17 protein-coding genes are annotated in these 19,181 nt (G+C 62.3%); 12 read left to right on the top strand and 5 right to left on the bottom strand.

Going from position 1 to position 19,181, the window contains the following annotated elements:
* Window positions 1-58 precede the first annotated feature (58 nt).
* Both aguA and V3W40_RS23300 read right to left on the bottom strand, forming a co-directional pair.
* A complete protein-coding gene (aguA, locus tag V3W40_RS23305) occupies window positions 59-1,165 on the bottom strand; it encodes an agmatine deiminase (protein WP_330215708.1) in 1,107 nt (368 codons plus the stop codon).
* A gap of 121 nt (window positions 1,166-1,286) precedes the next feature.
* Complete coding sequence (locus V3W40_RS23300) at window positions 1,287-4,187, bottom strand: aminotransferase (protein WP_330215707.1); 2,901 nt, start codon at window positions 4,185-4,187, stop codon at window positions 1,287-1,289.
* A 153-nt stretch (window positions 4,188-4,340) separates the two neighbouring features.
* Between V3W40_RS23300 and rfbB the strand changes: the two genes are divergently transcribed.
* The 7 genes from rfbB to V3W40_RS23265 are packed head-to-tail and all read left to right on the top strand — an operon-like array spanning window position 4,341 to window position 11,405.
* The gene (rfbB, locus tag V3W40_RS23295) at window positions 4,341-5,423 is read left to right on the top strand and encodes a dTDP-glucose 4,6-dehydratase (RefSeq protein WP_259244605.1); all 1,083 of its coding nucleotides are present in this window, start codon (window positions 4,341-4,343) and stop codon (window positions 5,421-5,423) included.
* Window positions 5,420-6,313, top strand: a complete 894-nt coding sequence (gene rfbA, locus V3W40_RS23290; protein ID WP_065925793.1) for a glucose-1-phosphate thymidylyltransferase RfbA — start codon at window positions 5,420-5,422, stop codon at window positions 6,311-6,313. Before rfbB ends, rfbA begins: the two co-directional genes overlap by 4 nt.
* Window positions 6,294-6,839, top strand: a complete 546-nt coding sequence (rfbC, locus tag V3W40_RS23285; RefSeq protein ID WP_065925794.1) for a dTDP-4-dehydrorhamnose 3,5-epimerase — start codon at window positions 6,294-6,296, stop codon at window positions 6,837-6,839. Before rfbA ends, rfbC begins: the two co-directional genes overlap by 20 nt.
* On the top strand, window positions 6,836-7,705 hold the full coding sequence (gene rfbD, locus V3W40_RS23280; protein ID WP_330215706.1) for a dTDP-4-dehydrorhamnose reductase: 870 nt from the start codon (window positions 6,836-6,838) through the stop codon (window positions 7,703-7,705). The genes rfbC and rfbD overlap by 4 nt, the downstream gene beginning before the upstream one ends.
* Window positions 7,706-7,741: 36 nt before the next feature.
* Window positions 7,742-9,550: a sensor histidine kinase gene (locus tag V3W40_RS23275; protein ID WP_065925796.1), complete on the top strand. Its 1,809-nt coding sequence runs from the start codon at window positions 7,742-7,744 to the stop codon at window positions 9,548-9,550.
* Window positions 9,547-10,923 (top strand): sigma-54-dependent transcriptional regulator, encoded by a 1,377-nt coding sequence (locus tag V3W40_RS23270; RefSeq protein WP_065925797.1) that lies wholly within the window; start codon window positions 9,547-9,549, stop codon window positions 10,921-10,923. The genes V3W40_RS23275 and V3W40_RS23270 overlap by 4 nt, the downstream gene beginning before the upstream one ends.
* Before the next feature lie 26 nt (window positions 10,924-10,949).
* A complete protein-coding gene (locus V3W40_RS23265) occupies window positions 10,950-11,405 on the top strand; it encodes a YiiD C-terminal domain-containing protein (protein ID WP_065925798.1) in 456 nt (151 codons plus the stop codon).
* A gap of 65 nt (window positions 11,406-11,470) precedes the next feature.
* On the opposite strand, the gene cysQ is transcribed toward V3W40_RS23265, so the two are convergent.
* Both cysQ and nudE read right to left on the bottom strand, forming a co-directional pair.
* Entirely contained in the window at window positions 11,471-12,307 is an 837-nt protein-coding gene (gene cysQ / locus V3W40_RS23260; protein ID WP_027605133.1) for a 3'(2'),5'-bisphosphate nucleotidase CysQ, read from the bottom strand.
* Window positions 12,304-12,870 carry an ADP compounds hydrolase NudE gene (gene nudE / locus V3W40_RS23255; protein ID WP_027605134.1) on the bottom strand — a complete coding sequence of 189 codons (567 nt, stop codon included), beginning with the start codon at window positions 12,868-12,870 and terminating at the stop codon, window positions 12,304-12,306. The genes cysQ and nudE overlap by 4 nt, the downstream gene beginning before the upstream one ends.
* An 87-nt stretch (window positions 12,871-12,957) precedes the next feature.
* On the opposite strand from nudE, the gene yrfG reads away from it, so the two are divergent.
* Window positions 12,958-13,620, top strand: coding sequence for a GMP/IMP nucleotidase (gene yrfG / locus V3W40_RS23250; RefSeq protein ID WP_065946703.1), 663 nt, complete (start codon window positions 12,958-12,960; stop codon window positions 13,618-13,620).
* Window positions 13,621-13,727: 107 nt separating this feature from the next.
* Here the strand turns inward: yrfG and lysM are convergent, their stop codons facing one another.
* Window positions 13,728-14,168 carry a peptidoglycan-binding protein LysM gene (gene lysM, locus V3W40_RS23245; protein WP_065946704.1) on the bottom strand — a complete coding sequence of 147 codons (441 nt, stop codon included), beginning with the start codon at window positions 14,166-14,168 and terminating at the stop codon, window positions 13,728-13,730.
* 132 nt (window positions 14,169-14,300) lie between these two features.
* On the opposite strand from lysM, the gene V3W40_RS23240 reads away from it, so the two are divergent.
* The 4 genes from V3W40_RS23240 (at window position 14,301) to V3W40_RS23225 (ending at window position 19,149) form a co-directional block, all read left to right on the top strand.
* The gene (locus V3W40_RS23240) at window positions 14,301-15,188 is read left to right on the top strand and encodes a LysR family transcriptional regulator (protein WP_065925803.1); all 888 of its coding nucleotides are present in this window, start codon (window positions 14,301-14,303) and stop codon (window positions 15,186-15,188) included.
* A 97-nt stretch (window positions 15,189-15,285) separates the two neighbouring features.
* Entirely contained in the window at window positions 15,286-16,125 is an 840-nt protein-coding gene (gene fdhD / locus V3W40_RS23235; RefSeq protein ID WP_065946706.1) for a formate dehydrogenase accessory sulfurtransferase FdhD, read from the top strand.
* Complete coding sequence (locus V3W40_RS23230; RefSeq protein ID WP_065925805.1) at window positions 16,122-18,470, top strand: FdhF/YdeP family oxidoreductase; 2,349 nt, start codon at window positions 16,122-16,124, stop codon at window positions 18,468-18,470. The genes fdhD and V3W40_RS23230 overlap by 4 nt, the downstream gene beginning before the upstream one ends.
* Window positions 18,471-18,675: 205 nt before the next feature.
* Window positions 18,676-19,149, top strand: a complete 474-nt coding sequence (locus V3W40_RS23225; protein ID WP_027605140.1) for a glycine zipper domain-containing protein — start codon at window positions 18,676-18,678, stop codon at window positions 19,147-19,149.
* The last annotated feature ends 32 nt before the right edge of the window (window positions 19,150-19,181 follow it).

The raw sequence follows: 19,181 nt of genomic DNA, 5'->3' as shown, positions 1-19,181 counted from the left end.
TGTAGAGGCCGAAACCAAGGAGCGCCCGGCTGCCGGAAAGGCATTGTTACAACTGCACTCAGTTTTTATGCGGGGCCGGCTGTTGTTGGGTCAGGCAATGGATATTACCGCCACCCAGTAACAGTTCACGGCCCGGCACCATCACCACTTCGTGCTGCGGGAACAGGTTCTGCAAGATGGCCTTGGCTTCAGCGTCCAACGGGTCGTCGAAACTTGGCGCGATGATGCCGCCGTTGACGATCAGGAAGTTGACGTAGGAACCCGCCAACCGCACAGTCGGATTGCGTTCCTGTGTGCCGTCCACCGGGTCGACCCCTGCGCACTCTTCCTCAGTGGCATACAACGGCCCCGGGATCGGCATTTTATGCACTGTGAACGAGCGCCCCTGGGCGTCGGTGCTGCTTTGCAGGACGCCCATGGCGGCGTGGCAACGCGCGTAGTTCGGGTCTTGCGGGTCGTCGGTCCAGGCCAGCAATACTTCGCCCGGGCGCACGTAGCAGCAGAAGTTATCCACATGACCGTCGGTTTCGTCGTTGAACAGGCCGTCCGGCAGCCAGATGATCTTATCCACAGCCAGGTTGGCGCTGAGCACCGCTTCGATTTCGGCACGGTCGAGGTGCGGATTACGGTTGCGATTGAGCAGGCACTCTTCGGTGGTGATCAGGGTGCCTTCGCCGTCGACGTGGATCGAGCCGCCTTCCAGCACGAAACCCTCTGTGCGGTAACGCGGCGCGCGCTCGATTTCGAGGATCTTGCCGCCCACCTGCGAGTCGCGGTTCCACGGCGAGTACAGGCCACCGTCAAAACCGCCCCAGGCGTTGAAATCCCAGTTCACGCCGCGCACTTCGCCACGGTCGTTGATCACGAACGTCGGGCCGGTATCGCGCACCCAGGCGTCATCGCTGGACATTTCCACCACACGGATATTCGGCACGTCCAGGCGGGCGCGGGCGTTTTCGTACTGGCCGGCGGAAACCGCAACGGTCACCGGCTCAAAACGTGCGATGGCCTTGGCCACGGCCACGTGAGCGGCCTGCGCGGGCTTGCCGCCCAGGCGCCAGTTGTCCGGGCGCTCGGGCCACACCATCCAGGTTTGGGTCTGTGGCGCCCATTCGGCGGGCATGTGGAAGCCATCGGCGCGGGGGGTGCTGTGCAGGGTGGTCATGGCGATCAGGACTCCGAATGGGGTAAAGGCCGACTTTATAACGGATAAAAATCGGCTTTAAAAGCGAACAGACAGCCTGGATGAAAAATATGACAGCCAATCACCGATAACAATCGATTATTTACAGTTGCTCATCCAGCACCTTCGACAGCATGTCGACAAAGAAGTCCACGCTACGTTTGGAGGTCACCATCGGCGGCTTGATCTTGAGGATGTTCAAATAATCGCCAGTCGGCTGCATGAAAATCCCCAACTCCCGCAAGCGATCACACAACAGGGTGGTCTCTTCGGTGGCGGGCTCCAGGGTTTGCCGGTCACGCACCAACTCCAGGCCCAGATAGAAACCGGAACCGTGAACCGCGCCCACCAGGGGATGACGGTCGATCAGCGCTTCCAGCCGGGCCTTGAAATGCCCGCCGACCACCTGGGCGTTTTCCCACAGCTTTTCTTCTTCCATCACATCCAGCACCGCCATGCCGATCCGGCAACTCACCGGGCTGCCCCCCGACGACGAGAAGAAATACCCCTCGGCCTCCAATGCCTCGGCGATCTCGCGACGGGTGATCACCGCGCCAAGTGGCTGACCGTTGCCCATGCCCTTGGCCATGGTGATGATGTCGGGCACCACGCCCTGCTCTTCGAAGCCCCAGAAAAAGTGCCCCATGCGGCCGTAGCCCACTTGCACTTCATCGGCGATGCACACGCCGCCTTGGGCACGCACCAACCCGTACACCTGCTGCAAGTAACCCGGCGGCAGGGAGATGCCGCCGGCGTTGCCGTACACCGGCTCACAGATAAACCCGGCCAGTTGGCGCTTGCTCGCAGCGATTTTCGCCAGGTTGTGTTCCACGCTTCGTACGTAGTCCGGCGCACTGTCCTGCCCGCGGAACTCACCGCGATAGGTGTTCGGCGCAGTGACCGGGTGGACCCACTCCGGGCGGCTGCTCAGGGCCTGGGGGTTGTCGGCAATCGAGGTGGACACCGCATCCGCCGCCACCGACCAGCCGTGATAGGCCTCCAGCACACTGAGCATGTCGCGCCCGCCGCTGTAGGCCCACGCCAGGCGGATGGCCAGGTCGTTGGCCTCGGTGCCGCTGTTGACCAGGAACACCCGATCCATGCCCGCCGGCGCCAGCGCCAGCAAACGCTCGGAAAACTCGGCAATGGCGGCATAGTGAAACCGCGAGTTGGTATTGAGCAACGACCATTGCCGCGCCGCCACCGCCGCCATGCGCGGGTGACCGTGACCCAGTACGGCGACGTTATTGAGCATGTCCAGGTAGGAACGGCCCTGCATATCGATCAGGTGGTTGCGCCAGCCGCGCTCGATGCGTGGCGGGTCGACGTAATAGTGCTTCTGCGAGCGGGCGAAACTGGCGTCACGCCGGGCCAGCAGGGCGTGGGGGTCGAGTTCCGGTTCGGCATCGCAGGCCAGTCCCAGTAACCCCGCAGGCGAGGGGCACAAGGCTTGCCAGGCCAAGGCCCGGGACGGTGTACAAAACAGCGGCGGTTCGAGGTCGGCACGGCACAGTTGCACGGTCAGCGGCCCATGGACCTCACCGAGAACCTGCCCCTCCACCAGCAATGAACCGTGCTTCAACCGGGTGTCCACGCCCCACAACCGCACGCTCAGCTCCACCCCTTGCACGCTCACAAGGCCATCGGCGTCCTGATGCAGCGTTCCGGCGAAAGGCGCTTCCAACACCGTGCCGTGGGGCAGATGCAGCTCTACGTGGAGGGGGAAAGTCTGCGGTTCGGTGGCACTGTCCGGGCAGGTACGCGACAGCCGATATTGGCCATAACGACTTGCCGCCAGCCCATGCACGGCCGCCGCCTGATCCAGCAGTTGCCGATCAATGCCGGGCAGTTCCCAGTTGCCGGCTTCGAAATGCGGGCTGAGCACACCCAGGTCGATCAGCGCGAACTCACGCCCCACCAGGCCCGGTAGCAACGGCGCGAAGTCCTGGCTGGCAATCGACGGCAGCGTCTCACCGACACTGCCGAGAATCGCAGCCTCCATCAGTTCAAACGGCACCGACGTCGCCACATGGAAAATTTGCCACTCGTGTTCGGCGTTTTTCAACAGGTAAGTGTTGTCCGGATCCAGGCGTTGCTGCTGTTCGCTGCTTAATACCAACACTGCCGCACGGGCGACGATCAGCGGCCACAACGCCTGCAACTCCTCGCGCTGCAGTGGAGTCACGGCATGGCAGGTCCGGACCGCCGGCAGGATGGCAAACGGGTCGCCCTCGGCATGGTGCAACAGAGCCGCACAGGTCACCGACAGGTCGGCAATCCGCCAGGTGTGCACCAGGTCGCCGAAATCGATGACGCCTTGCAGTTGCCAGTGCCGTTGCGCATCGCGCTGCCACACCACGTTGTCATCGGTGATGTCCATGTGCACCGCTTGCCAGGGCAGGCGGTCGGCCAGGGGGCGAATGCGCTGTTCAACCTGCTCGGCCACCTGTTCCAGCGCGGCGCGGTGGGGCAGGTTTTCCAGGGTGGCCAACAGATAGGTAATCAGTTCCCGGGCATGGCGCGGGTCCCATTGCAGGGTACGGTCCAATCCAGGGTGGGAGAAATCCGCCAGCGCGCGGCTCATGCGCCCGCACAGGTCGCCGAAGCCGGCGATCACGTCGCGCCCCAAATGCGGCAGATGGGTCAACGGCTGGCCGTCGATATAGTCCAGCAGCCGCAGGTGCAGGGGCTGGCCATCGACCGTCACGCTCAACAGCTCTTCACCGCTCAGGGCCTTGATGACCTTGGGCACCCGCACGGCCTGCAGGGTGTCGAGGGCCGCGTGCTGGGCCTGCAGCTCAATCGCCGCATAGTCGCCCCGGCAGATCTTCAGAACAAACCGGCCGCGAGTGCTGTCGACTTTGTAATTGAGGTCTTGCTGGCTGCCCAGTGATTGCAGGGTGCCCGTGAGGCCGTAGTGCTGCTCGAGCAATTGCGCTGCCTGGTCGGGGCCTACTTGCGGGCAGGGTAGATTGGCGCGATGGATCAACGTAGCAAGCAGCATGGGCGTGGCCTCGTTTTTTTCAGGGGTGTATATCGCCATTGTTCAGGTGAGTTAGGCAACCCCCCTACGCATACCGCGCTTGCGCCTATCTTCCGCACAACTCAAGCTATGCTTCATTCGCTTAATGTCCGTCTAAGGAAAAGGCCCTCCGACATGCGCATTCTCATCACCGGCGGCGCTGGATTTATCGGCTCCGCCCTGATCCGCCATCTGATCCAAAACACCGAACACGAAGTGCTCAACCTGGACAAACTTACCTATGCAGGCAATCTGGAATCACTGACCAGCATTGCGTCCAACAGCCGCTATGAGTTCGTACAGGCCGATATCATTGACCAGGCCAGCGTCAGCGCCGTGCTGACGCGCTTCGAGCCACAGGCAATCATGCACTTGGCTGCAGAATCCCATGTCGATCGTTCGATTGACGGGCCGTCGGATTTTATCCAGACCAATATCGTCGGCACCTACAGCCTGCTGGAGGCCACCCGCGCGTACTGGCACACGCTGGCGGAGCCCTCCAAGAGCGCTTTCCGTTTCCATCACATCTCCACCGATGAGGTGTACGGCGACCTGCACGGCGTTGACGATCTTTTCACCGAAACCACGCCTTACGCGCCCAGTTCACCTTACTCCGCGAGCAAGGCGGCGTCCGACCACCTGGTACGTGCCTGGCAGCGCACCTACGGCCTGCCGGTATTGCTGACCAATTGTTCGAACAACTACGGCCCTTTCCACTTCCCCGAGAAGTTGATCCCGCTGGTCATCCTCAACGCGCTCGCGGGCAAGCCATTACCGGTCTATGGTAATGGTTTGCAGGTGCGCGACTGGCTGTTCGTCGAGGACCATGCCCGCGCACTTCTGAAAGTGGTAACTGAAGGTGTGGTCGGCGAGACCTACAATATCGGCGGCCACAATGAGCAAAAAAACATCGACGTGGTACGAGGCATCTGCGGCCTGCTGGAAGAATTGGCACCGCAACGTCCGGCCGGTGTGGAAAAATTTGCCGACCTGATCACGTTCGTCAAAGATCGACCGGGCCACGATCAGCGCTATGCAATCGACGCCAGCAAGATCGAACGCGAACTGGGCTGGGTCCCGGAAGAAACGTTCGAGACCGGCCTGCGCAAGACCGTACAGTGGTACCTCGACAACCTGGAATGGTGCCGCCGGGTACAGGACGGCAGTTATCAGGGTGAACGATTGGGCAACACCGACATGAAGGATCTGATTGCATGATGAAGGGAATCGTATTGGCAGGAGGCTCAGGCACTCGCTTGCACCCCATTACCCTGGGCGTGTCCAAGCAGCTGCTGCCAGTGTATGACAAGCCGATGATCTATTACCCGATCTCGGTGCTGATGCTGGCGGGAATCAAAGACATCCTCGTGATTTCCACGCCGGTGGACTTGCCGCAGTATCGTAACTTGCTGGGCGATGGCAGCCAGTTCGGCGTGCGCTTCACCTATGCCGAGCAGCCGTCGCCGGATGGCTTGGCCCAGGCATTTATCATTGGCGAAGAATTTATCGGTAATGACCCGGTATGCCTGATCCTGGGTGACAACATTTTCCACGGCCAATATTTCGGCGAACAGTTGCGGACTGCAGCCAGGCGTCCTTCCGGCGCGACGGTATTTGGTTATTGGGTAAAAGACCCAGAACGATTTGGCGTGATCGACTTCGACAAGGATGGTCGCGCCCTGTCGATTGAAGAGAAACCACTGAAGCCAAAGTCCCCCTATGCCGTAACCGGCCTTTACTTCTACGACAACGACGTGATCGAGATCGCCAAAGCCGTGAAACCTTCACATCGTGGCGAGCTTGAGATTACCGACGTCAACAACGCCTATCTCAAGCGCGGCGACCTGCATGTGGAACGTTTTGGGCGCGGCTTCGCTTGGCTCGATACAGGCACCCACGACAGCCTGTTGGAAGCTTCGCTCTACGTGCAGACCATCGAGCATCGCCAGGGCCTGAAAGTAGCCTGCCTGGAAGAAATTGCTTACCAGAACCGCTGGATTGACCGTGAATACTTGCTGGAGCGGGCCAAATATTTTGGCAAGACCGGCTACGGTCAATACTTGTTCACCCTCGCAGGGGATAATCCATATGAATGTATCCGCCACTGAGTTGCCCGGGGTATTGATCATCGAGCCGAAGGTTTTTGGCGATGAACGCGGTTTTTTCTATGAGAGTTTCAATGCCCGGGACTTTGCGCAAGCAACCGGGCTGCAGCAAGAGTTTGTTCAGGACAACCACTCGCGCTCACAAAGAGGCGTGTTGCGCGGCCTGCATTACCAAGTGGAACACGCTCAGGGCAAATTGGTGCGAGTGACTGCCGGTGAGGTGTTAGACGTCGCAGTGGATATACGTCAGAGCTCACCTGCATTTGGCAAATGGGCCAGCGTTCGGCTATCGACCGAAAACAGTCGCCAACTGTGGATTCCTCCGGGGTTCGCCCATGGTTTTGTGGTGCTCAGCGACTACGCAGAATTCCTCTACAAGACGACTGATTACTACACACCCTCTGCAGAGCGCTGCATCCGCTGGGACGATCCGGACCTCAATATCGACTGGCAATTGACGGGGCCTCCAACCTTGTCTTCCAAGGACCAGAGCGGCAAAAGCCTGAAAGACGCCGATCTATTCCCATGAAAATCCTGATTACCGGCCAACATGGCCAAGTCTCCCAGGCACTGCAACAGCAGCTCCAGGGCCTGGGCGAACTGATTGTACTCGGCCGCGAGCAACTCGATCTGGCCAACGCCGAGCACATCCGCCAACAGGTACGCGCCCACCGCCCCGACCTGATCATCAACGCCGCCGCCCACACGGCTGTCGATCAAGCCGAAAGCGAAGCGGACCTCGCCTTCGCCATCAACGCCACCGCCCCCGGGATTCTCGCCGAGGAAGCCAAGGCCTTGGGCAGCCCGTTGATCCACTATTCCACCGACTACGTGTTCGACGGCAGCAAGCCTGCGCCCTACACCGAAGCTGACACACCCAATCCCCTGGGCGTCTACGGCCAGAGCAAACTGGCGGGTGAACAGGCGATTGCCGCAGTGGGAGGCCAGTACCTGATCCTGCGCACCAGCTGGGTCTACTCCAACCACGGCAAGAACTTCCTGCTGACCATGCAGCGCCTGCTGCAAGAAAAACCCCACCTGCGCATCGTCGCCGACCAGATCGGCGCGCCGACGTGGGCCGGGACCATTGCCGCCAGTACGCGCGCCCTGATCGAACGCTGGCAGGCGGGCAAGGCCGGGGAATGGGGCATCTACCACCTGACCGCCGAGGGTGAAACCTCGTGGTTCGGCTTTGCCCAGGCGATCGGCGAGCACCTGCGCGCCAGTGGCCGCGCCTGTGCCGAACTGGAGGCGATCCCGTCCAGCGCCTACCCGACCCCCGCCCGGCGCCCGCTGAACTCACGTCTGGATTGCAGCCACCTGCGCCAGCAATGGCACGTCAGCCAGCCCTTGTGGCAAGACGCATTGCGCGAGTGTCTTGCCGGGCAGCACTAGGCATAATGCGCCTGTACCCACAGGCGCACGACTCCCATGACTCCACCCCTTCCGCGAAGACCCCGCTGGCGCAGCCTTGCCCTGTTGGCCCTGTGCCTGGCACCGTTGCTGTGGCCGCTGGAGCACTTGGCCGAGCGTTACTATCGCAGCGAACTGGCCGGGCAAAACCGCCAGACCCTCGACCTGTACGTCGCCAACCTGCTGGGCACCCTGCATCGCTATGAAGTGCTGCCGCAGATCCTCGGCGACTTGCCGGCCTTGCGCACGGCACTGGACGCACCGCAGGTCAGTACCAACCTGGTCAACGCCAACCTGCTGCTCAAGGACGTCGCCGCCCAGGCCGGGGTGGAAGTGATGTATTTGATGGACACCACCGGCAAGACCCTCGCCGCGTCCAATTGGGACAAGCAGGACAGTTTCGTCGGGCGCAACTTCTCGTTCCGGCCCTATTTCAGCGAAGCCATGGCCGGGCGCCTGGGGCGGTTTTTCGGGCTGGGCACCACCTCGGCCAAGCGCGGCTATTTCTTCGCCGCCGCAGTGCGCGATGGCGACACGATCATCGGCGTACTGGTGGTCAAGGTCGACCTGGACCACACCGAAAGCCTGTGGGGCAATACCCCGGAACAACTATTGGTCACCGACCACAACGGCGTGGTGATCCTCACGTCACGCCCGCAATGGCGCTTCCGGGCCACCCGGCCGCTGACCGCCGAAGAACGCCAGGCCATCATCGCCATCCAGCCCTACCCCACGCGCGACCCGCAACCGTTGAGCCTGAGCAACAGCGCATGGCTGCGCCAATCCACCGCCATTGCCGAGACCGGCTGGAATGTGGAGATCCTTGCACCGCAATCCTTGATCAGCCGCCCGGTGCGCACGGTGGTCGCCGTGGGCGGCGCCACGTTGCTGGTGTTGATGCTGCTGCTGGGCCTGTTGATGCAGCGCCGTCGCCACTACCTGGAACGCATCGCCTTCGAAGCCAAGGCCCGCCGCGAGCTGGAGATGCGCGTGGTCGAACGGACCAGCGATCTGGAAGGCCTCAACCGTCGCCTCAAACAGGAGGTGCTGGAGCGCGAACACGCCCAGCAGGAACTGGTGCGCGCCCAGGATGACTTGGTGCAGGCCGGCAAGCTGTCAGCGCTGGGCACCATGTCGGCAAGTATCAGCCACGAACTCAATCAACCCCTGGCGGCGATCCGCAGCTATGCGGAAAACGCCGAGATCCTGCTCGACCACGAGCGCACCAGCGATGCCCGGGGCAATCTCAAGCTGATCAGCGAACTGACCGGGCGCATGGCCTCGATCATCGCCCACCTGCGCGCCTTCGCCCGGCGCGATCGCCATGCCCCGGAGAGCGTGGCCCTGCAACCGGCGCTGGACGATGCGCTGGCCTTGCTGGCCAAGCGGCGGCGGTCGATGGAAGTGGAACTGATCCGCGATTTGCCGGAAGCGACCCTGTGGGTGCAGGCCGGCGAAACCCGCCTGCGCCAGGTGCTGGGCAACCTGCTGGCCAACGCCCTCGACGCCCTTACCGAAAAAGGCCCGCCGCGCAAACTGTGGCTGAGTGCCGAAACCACCGCCCAGGGCGTCAACCTGTACATTCGCGACAATGGCCCAGGCTTTTGCATGGAAGCCCTGGGCCGCGCCAGCGAACCGTTCTACACCACCAAGACCCGCACCCAGGGCTTGGGCCTGGGCCTGGCGATCTGTGAAACCCTGATGCGTGCCTTTGGCGGCGAACTGCTGTTTGCCAACCACAAGGAAGGCGGCGCGCTGTTAACCTTGAAATTGCGCGCCGGCTCGCCGGGCGTCAGTCTGCAACCGTCCGAGGACCGCAGTGTATGAGTATCGATAACCAGATTCAGGTGGTGTTGATCGACGATGATCCACACTTGCGTCAGGCCCTGTGCCAGACCCTGGACCTGGCCGGGCTGAACGTCCTGCCCCTGGGCGAAGCCACCGGCCTCACCGCGCGCCTGTCGCGGGATTGGCCGGGCGTGGTGGTCAGCGACATCCGCATGCCCGGCATGGACGGCCTGGAGCTGCTGGCCGAGCTGCACGGCCAGGATCCGGACCTGCCGGTGCTGCTGATCACCGGCCACGGCGACGTGCCGCTGGCGGTGCAGGCCATGCGCGCGGGGGCCTATGACTTCCTCGAAAAACCCTTCGCCAGCGACGCCCTGCTCGACAGCGTGCGCCGCGCCCTGGCCCTGCGCCGACTGGTGCTCGACAACCGCAGCCTGCGCCTGGCCCTCAGTGACCGCCAGCAGTTGAGCACCCGCCTGGTGGGGCACTCGCCACAGATGCTGCGCCTGCGCGAGCAGATCGGCGCCCTGGCAGCAACCCGCGCGGATGTGCTGATCCTCGGCGAAACCGGCGCCGGCAAGGAAGTGGTGGCCCGCGCGCTGCACGACCTGTCGAGCCGGCGCAGCGGGCCGTTTGTGGCGATCAATGCCGGGGCGTTGGCCGAGTCGGTGGTGGAGAGCGAACTGTTCGGCCATGAGCCCGGCGCCTTTACCGGCGCGCAGAAACGCCGCATCGGCAAATTCGAATTCGCCAACGGCGGCACGTTGTTCCTCGATGAAATCGAAAGCATGAGCCTGGACGTGCAGGTCAAGCTGCTGCGCCTGTTACAGGAGCGTGTGGTGGAGCGCCTCGGCGGCAACCAGCTGATCCCGCTGGATATCCGCATCATCGCCGCCACCAAGGAAGACCTGCGCCAGGCCGCCGACCAGGGCCGCTTCCGCGCCGACTTGTACTACCGCCTCAACGTCGCGCCGTTGCGTATTCCGCCACTGCGCGAGCGCGGTGAAGATGCGTTGATGCTGTTCCAGCACTTCGCCGACGAAGCCAGCAGTCGCCACGGCCTGCCTTTGCACGAGCTGCAACCGGGCCAGCGTGCCCTGCTGTTGCGTCATAGCTGGCCGGGCAATGTGCGCGAATTGCAGAACGCCGCCGAGCGCTTTGCGTTGGGCCTGGAGCTGGCGCTGGACAGCACCCCGGACAATCCCGCCAGCAGCGTGCTGACTTCCACGCCGGGCGGCTTGAGCGAACAGGTCGAGCAGTTCGAAAAAAGCCTGATCGCCGCCGAACTGACCCGCCCCCACAGCTCCATGCGCAGCCTCGCAGAAGCCCTCGGCGTACCGCGCAAGACCCTGCACGACAAACTGCGCAAGCACGGCCTGAACTTCGCCAACCAAAGTGCTGACGACGAATGACCCTGCCCACCCATCAAGAGGCCCCCATGAGCCGTGACAGCCGTTACCTGGAATCCATCCTCCACCACGACATCCCCCTGACCCGCGAAATGGGCCTCAAGGTACTCGACTGGCAAGACGGGCAACTGCAGCTGCACCTGCCTTTGCAAGCCAATATCAACCACAAGAGCACCATGTTCGGCGGCAGCCTTTACTGCGGCGCGGTGCTGGCGGGTTGGGGCTGGATGCACCTGCAACTGCGCGAGGAAGGGATTGAAGACGGGCATATCGTGATTCAGGAAGGGCAGATCAGCTATCCGCTGCCGGTGACGCACGACGCGACCGCCATTTGCGCGGCGCCGGAGGAGAAGGTGTGGAAGCGCTTTTTGGCGACCTACAAGCGCTATGGCCGAGCGCGGCTGGCGTTGGACACCTGGATCGCGAATGAGGGCAGTGAAGAGCGGGCCGTTACGTTCACCGGCCAATACGTCCTGCACCGCTAGAAGCCAATACACAAAACAAATGTGGGAGGGGCACCGCCCCTCCCACATTTAGATCGGCTGAGGTATTAAGAGCGGGCCAAGGTCAGCAACCGCTCACGCCACGCCGCCTTCGCCGGCAACGCCAGGAAAAACGGATTCAGCAACGACGCCCGCGCCGGATAGCTGAACGGCTCGCCACTCAACTCCAGCACCTCGCCGCCCGCCCCTTCCAATACACCCTGCGCCGCCGCCGTATCCCACTGCGAAGTCGGCGCCAGCCGCGGGTAGCAATCGGCACTGCCCTCGGCCAACAGGCAGAACTTCAACGAACTGCCGATATTCGCCAGTTTCAACTCCCCCAACCCTTCGCTCAAACCGTCCAGCAGACGCTCTTGCTCGGGGCTGGTATGCCGGCGGCTGGCGACCACGGTAAACGCCTCACCCACTGCTGGGGCCTCGCGCACCTGGATCTGCCTGGGCGCTTCGTTCACATCGGAGCGCCACGCCCCCAGGCCGGCTCCACCGAAGTAGCAACGGCCACTGGTGGGCATGGACACCACGCCGAACACCACGCGACCCTGTTCGACCAGGGCAATATTGACGGTGAATTCTTCGCTGCCGGCGATAAATTCCTTGGTGCCATCCAGCGGGTCCACCAACCACCAGCGCTGCCAGCCGGCCCGTACGCTCTGGTCGATGTCGGCGTCTTCTTCGGACAGCACAGGGATGCTCGGGTCCAATGCGGTTAGGCCCGCAAGAATCAGATGGTGGGCGGCCAGGTCGGCCGCCGTGACCGGCGAATCATCGGCCTTGGAGGTCACCGCCACATCGGCGCGCCAGTACGGCAGGATCACTTCACCCGCCTGGCGGGCCAGCTCGATCACAGGGGCGATAAACGGGTGGCCTAAAAACAGTTCGCTCATGGGGTAAACGCTCCACGCTGAATCAACAAATCTCGTACCAGGTACAACGCCGCCAAGGCGCGGCCTTCGCTGAACTGCTCGTTTTGCGCAAGCTGCGACAGCTCGCGCAGATTGACCCGGTCCACACGCATCGGCTCGGGCTCATCGCCTTCCAGGCGTTCTTCATAGAGTTCGGTGGCGAGCACCACCTGGATTTTCTGGCTCATGTAGCCAGGAGACAACGACAGCTCGGTAATGTGTTCCAACTGCCGTGCGCCGTAGCCGGCTTCTTCCTTGAGTTCACGGTCTGCTGCCGCCAGCACGTCTTCGCCGGGTTCGATCAGGCCCTTGGGCAAGGACAGCTCATACTCATCGGTACCGCCGCAGTACTCTTCAACCAGCAACGCATGATCTTCGTCGATCATCGCCACGATCATCACTGCGCCGTAGCCGGCACCGCGGCCCACCAGGCGCTCGTAGGTCCGTTCAACGCCATTGGAAAAGCGCAATTGCACTTCCTCCACGCGGAACAAACGGCTACTGGCGACTATTTCGCGGGCGAGGACGGTGGGTTTCTGGCGCATAAGCGGCTCCTTGGCGTGATCGGGTTACTATACCGTGGCTTTTCCGATTGTCTGTGTCGGATATCTTTACTTACATGAGACCGCACCATGCCCTCTTTGCCCTGGCACGCCATCGACACCGTCCTGCTGGACATGGACGGCACCCTGCTCGACCTGCATTACGACAACCACTTCTGGATGGAGCACCTGCCCCAGCGTTACGCCGAGCTGCACGGGGTGAGCCGGGCCATGGCCGAAATGGAGTTGCAGCCTCTGTTCGAGCGTAACGCCGGACAGTTGCAATGGTATTGCCTGGATTTCTGGAGTGCGGAGCTGAACATCCCGGTGCGCGAACTCAAGCTGGAAACCGCCCACCTGATCGCCCTGCGCCCGGATGCCGATACCTTCCTGGCGGCGATCAAACGGGCAGGCAAGCGCGTGATCCTGATCACCAATGCCCACCGTGACTCGCTGTCACTGAAGTTGGAGCGCATTGAACTGGCGCCGTACTTCGAGCGATTGATCAGCTCCCACGACTACGGCTTCGCCAAGGAAAACCCGCAGTTCTGGGATGCCTTGCAGGCTGACATCCAGTTCGATCCGGCTCGCAGCCTGTTTATCGACGACACCCTGCCGATCCTGCGCAGTGCCCAGGCGTTTGGCGTGGGGCATTTACTGGCGGTGAAAGAGCCGGACAGCCAAAAAGGGCCGAAGGACACCGGGGAATTTGCGGCGGTCGAGGATTACCGGGATCTCATTGCCGGGCTCTGAACCATGTGGGAGGGGGCTTGCTCCCGATAGCGGTGGATCAGTCAACTTGATGTCGACTGACACTCAGCTATCGGGAGCAAGCCCCCTCCCACCTTTTCGCCCGTGTATTACTCAGGAATACGCAGCGTCTGCCCTGGGTAAATCTTGTCTGGATGGGACAACAGCGGCTTGTTGGCCTCGAAGATCTTGTTGTACAGGTTGGCGTTGCCGTACACCGTCAGGGAAATCGCGCTGAGGGTGTCACCCTTTTTCACCACGACGAAACGGGCGGCGGTCACTGCCGGGCCGGTTACGGTGATCTGGTCATCCACACTGGCCACGCCTTGGATGTTACCCAGCGCCAGCAGAATCTTCTCTTTCTCTTCCTGGGTGGCGACTTCACCGGTCACGGTCACCTTGTCGCCCTCTACCGTGGTCTGCACATTCGGATTCCCCAGACCCACCTTCGCTACGTGTTCCTTCAACTGCTCACTCGCATTGGCGTTACCCGGCGTCAACAGGTCGACAATCTTTTCGCCGGCTTCTTTGATAAAGCTGAAAATGCTCATAGTGCGCTCTCCTTGGTAGTTGATTTCCAGATGCCCAAGACTAGACCAGTCCGGCAGACTTGGGTTCCAGCCCGACCAAAGACGCAAACGCGCTAGAATCCCCCCGCCATTGGAATAAGCCCTGGAGCGAAGATGGACATCAAGCAGCTGAAATTCCTCATCGCCCTCGACGAGACCCGTCACTTCGGCCAGGCCGCGGCGCGTTGCCACATCACCCAGCCAACCCTGTCGATGCGCCTGCGCAACCTTGAAGAAGAGCTGGACTTGCCGCTGGTCAATCGCGGCCAGCGTTTCGAAGGGTTCACCGCCCCCGGCGAGCGCGTGCTGGCCTGGGCCCGCACGGTGCTGGCGGCCTATGACGGCTTGCAGGCCGAAGCCGCCGCCTGCCGTGGCAACCTGGTGGGTACGTTGCGCCTGGGTGTGGTGCCGTTGTCGAGCTTTGATCCGCTGGCGTTGATGCAACAACTGCACAAGGAGCATCCGAGCCTGCGCTTTGAGCTTTCGGCCCTCAGCTCCGAGCAGATCCTCGAACAGTTGGCGAACAATCGCCTGGACCTGGGCGTGTCCTACCTCGACCGCCTGGACAACGAGCGCTTCGATTCCCTGGCCCTCGGCGATACCCGCATGGGCCTGCTCTACGACCAGCGCTATTTCAGTTTTGGCGACAAGCCGCTGAGCTGGGAGGCATTGATCGAACTGCCCCTGGGCATGCTCACCAGTGGCATGCACTTCCGTCAGTCCATCGACCACAACTTCCACAGCCGGGGCCTGCACCCGCAGCCGCTGTTACAAACCGACGCCGTCCATCAGTTGTTACAAGCTGTGCATGGCGGACTGTGCTGCGCCGTCATGCCGCTGGACGGCGGTCTGGACGCCCTCACCGAACATTTGCGCCTGCAACCTATCGAAGACGCCCACACCCTGGCGCGCCTGGGCCTGATCATGCGGCGCAGCGCACCGCGTTCGGCATTGGCAGAGGCGTGTTTCGCGCTGTTTCAGAAATCGCAAACAGAGTCTTGATCGACGTCATCTATCGGTAGATCAGTACTGGCAATTAGACGCGACGCTTTGTCGCGCCTAGTCTAAACACTGATCAATCCGCCGGTGGTACTGCCCCATGAACGCCAAGCGCCCAGTCTGCGCGGCGCCTGCTCCGGAAACGTCCGCGCCCGTCGCCAGCCAGAGCTACCAGTTTTGCAACCTTGAGCACACTGAAGTCACCAGCACCGCCTTGGCGGAAGAAGTGGCGTTGGCGATTGCCTATAACGACATCAGCCAGGCCGTCATGCTGGTCACGCCCACGGACCTGGAAGACTTTATTGTCGGGTTCAGCATCGGCAGCGGCATTATCGCCGACGTCAGCGATATTTATGATCTGAAACTCAGCGGTTCGGGTTCGGCCCAATACGCTCAGGTGCAGATCTCCAGCCGTGCGTTCTGGAACCTCAAGCAGCAGCGCCGCCAGCTGGCAGGTACCAGCGGCTGCGGCCTGTGCGGAGTGGAAGCCGTTGAACAGGCCCTGCCGGACCTTCAAGTGCTGCCCGGCGCGCCCTTGCCGCCTGCCGAATGGCTCGACGGCCTGCGCCAGCGCATCAGCGCGTTCCAGCCTTTGGGCCAGTGCAGCGGCGCTGTGCATGCGGCTGTGTTCATGAATAACCAGGGCGAATTGCTGATGGGCCGTGAAGACATCGGCCGGCACAACGCCCTCGACAAGTTGATCGGTGCGCTGATCCGCCAACGGATCCCCACCGACGGCGGGCTGGCGATTGTCACCAGCCGTTGCAGCCTCGAATTGATCCAGAAAGTCCTGCGCGCGGGCATACAGACCCTGGTCAGCCTGTCGTCGCCCACCGGCCTGGCCCTGCAATGGGCTCGCCGGCATAACCTCAATCTCATCCACCTGCCGCAGAAAAGTGCGCCGCGGGTCTACAGCCCTGCGATGGAGAACCAGCCGTGAGCAATCATCATCAAGCCGACCAAACCCCAACCCCGCGCTACAAGCCTTACAAGGGCCCGGCTGGCGGCTGGGGCGCGCTGATCAGCGTGGCACAGGCGTGGTTGACCAGTGACAACGCGCTGAAAAACCTGCGCATGATGCTCAAGACCAACCAGAACGGCGGCTTCGACTGCCCGGGCTGCGCCTGGGGCGACTCGCCGGAAAGCGGCATGGTCAAGTTCTGCGAGAACGGCGCCAAGGCGGTCAACTGGGAAGCCACCAAGCGCCGCGTTGACGCAGCGTTTTTCGCCAAGCACAGCGTCACCGCGCTGCTGGAGCAAAGCGACTATTGGCTCGAGTACCAAGGCCGCCTGACCGAGCCCATGCGCTACGACGCCGAAACCGATCGCTACCAGCCCATCAGCTGGGAAGCGGCCTTCGACCTGGTCGGCAAGCACCTCAACGCCCTGCCCAGCCCGGACATGGCCGAGTTCTACACCTCGGGCCGTGCCAGTAACGAAGCGGCGTACCTGTACCAGCTGTTTGTGCGCGCCTACGGCACCAACAACTTCCCGGACTGCTCGAACATGTGCCACGAGGCCAGCGGCGTGGCCCTGGCGCAGAGCGTGGGTGTCGGCAAAGGCACCGTGACCTTTGATGACTTCGAACATGCCGATGCGATATTCGTCTGGGGCCAGAACCCCGGCACCAACCACCCGCGCATGCTCGAACCGCTGCGTGAAGCGGTCAAACGCGGTGCCCAGGTGGTGTGCATCAACCCCCTCAAGGAGCGCGGCCTGGAGCGCTTCCAGCATCCGCAGCATCCGCTGGAAATGCTCACCAACGGCGACAAGCCGACCAACACCGCGTACTTCCGCCCGGCCCTGGGTGGCGACATGGCGATCCTGCGCGGCATGGCCAAGTTCCTGCTGCTGTGGGAGCGCCAGGCTCAGGCCGAAGGCAAGGAAGCGGTGTTCGACCACGACTTCCTCAATGAACACACGGCCAACGTGCTGGATTACCTGGGCCAGATCGACGACACCTCCTGGGATGAAATCGTCGAACAGTCCGGCCTGACCCTGGTCGAGATCGAGCAAGCGGCACGCATGTACGCCAAGGGCAAGAACGTGATCATGTGCTGGGCGATGGGTATCACCCAGCACCGCCACTCGGTGCCGACCATCCAGGAAATCGCCAACCTGATGCTGCTGCGCGGCAACATCGGCCGCCCCGGCGCCGGCCTGTGCCCGGTGCGTGGCCACAGCAACGTGCAGGGCGACCGCACCATGGGCATCAACGAACGCCCACCGGTGGCGTTCCTCGACGCCTTGGAGCGACGCTTCCAGTTCCAGGTGCCGCGCACCAACGGGCACAACGTGGTGGAAGCGATCCACGCCATGCTTGAAGGTCGCTCCAAGGTGTTTATCGGCCTGGGTGGCAACTTCGCCCAAGCCACGCCGGACAGCCCGCGCACCTTCGAAGCACTGCGCAATTGCGACCTGACCGTGCAGATCAGCACCAAGCTCAACCGCAGCCACCTGATGCACGGCAAGGACGCGCTGATCCTGCCGTGCCTGGGCCGCACCGACATCGACATCCAGGCCGAAGGTCCGCAAGCGGTGACGGTAGAAGACTCGTTCAGCATGGTCCACGACTCCAACGGCCAACTGCAGCCGCTGTCGAAGTTGATGAAATCGGAACCGGCCATCCTCGCCGGCATCGCCGCCGCAACCCTGGGCAGCAAACCGGTGGACTGGAACTGGTTGGTGGCCGATTACAGCCGCATTCGCGACCTGATCGCCGATACCATCCCAGGCTTCAAGGACTTCAACGAACGCCTGAAACACCCCGGTGGTTTCTACCTGGGCAACTCCGCCGGTGCCCGACGCTGGAACACGCCTTCGGGCCGTGCCAACTTCCGCCCGAACATCCTGCCCAAGGACCTGATCCACGAGCGCACCCATGCCACGGGCCACGTGCCGGACCTGATCATGCAATCGATGCGCTCCCACGATCAGTACAACACCACCATTTATGGCCTGGACGACCGCTATCGCGGGGTCAAAGGCCAGCGTGACGTGCTGTTCGTCAACGAAGCCGACATCATCCGCCTGGGCTTCAAGCCGGGGCAGAAAGCCGACATCGTGTCGTTGTGGGAAGACGGCCGCGAGCGTCGGGTGAAGGGCTTCACCTTGCTGGCGTTTGATATTCCGGCGGGGCAGGCTGCGGCTTACTACCCGGAAGTGAACCCGTTGGTGCCGCTGGAAAGCACCGGGGATGGCAGCCATACACCGACGTCGAAGTTCGTGGCGATACGTTTGGAAGCTGCCAGTGACAATGGGCTGATCACGGCGCGTTCGGCCTGACTGATCATTTCGGACACAAAAAAGGCCGCTTTTGCATAAAAGCGGCCGTTCCGAAGTAGCTAAAGACTCGCAAAAACCACTTAAGTTCCAGAGCTAAAACAGTAACTTAGAGAATTGTGTACAACTCGTGCTACTGGTCGGATTTCTATTGTAACCATGTCAATACAGCCTCAGGATCGCGCCGTCATCCTCTTGAGGTCTCTCTATGAAGTTCTCCTCGATTCTCTTGTTGTCCCTTGGCCTGGTCAGTGGCGCAGCCATGGCCGGTGGCACCACCGAAGCCGGTGTGGGCGGCGCATTGGGCGGGGTTCTAGGCTCGGTTGTCGGCCAGCAGTTGGGCGGCAACACCGGTTCGACCATCGGCGCGGCCCTGGGCGGCGCAGGCGGTAGTGCGGTCGGCGCAGACAAGCGCAGCCGCGGCGAAGCAGCCATTGGCGGCGCACTGGGCGCAGCCGGCGGCAACGTGGTGGGCCGCAGTGTCGGCGGCAGCACCGGGGCACTGATCGGTTCAGCGGCCGGCGGTGGCGCGGGCGGTGCGCTGGGCAACTACATGGGCAACAAGAGCGATGACGATGATCGTCGTAGTCGTGATAGCCGCCGTTATGACCGCGACGACCATCGCGGCCGCGGCCATGCCTACGGGCATCGCAAGAACAAGCATCACTACCGTCACCGCTAAGCGCTAAAGAACACTGTAAAACCAATGTGGGA

The organism is Pseudomonas sp. AM8 (genome assembly GCF_036346475.1).
Taxonomy (GTDB): Bacteria; Pseudomonadota; Gammaproteobacteria; order Pseudomonadales; family Pseudomonadaceae; genus Aquipseudomonas; species Aquipseudomonas marginalis.
Note: the sequence above shows the minus strand (reverse complement) of the source record. Positions and strands in the feature narration are given on the sequence as shown.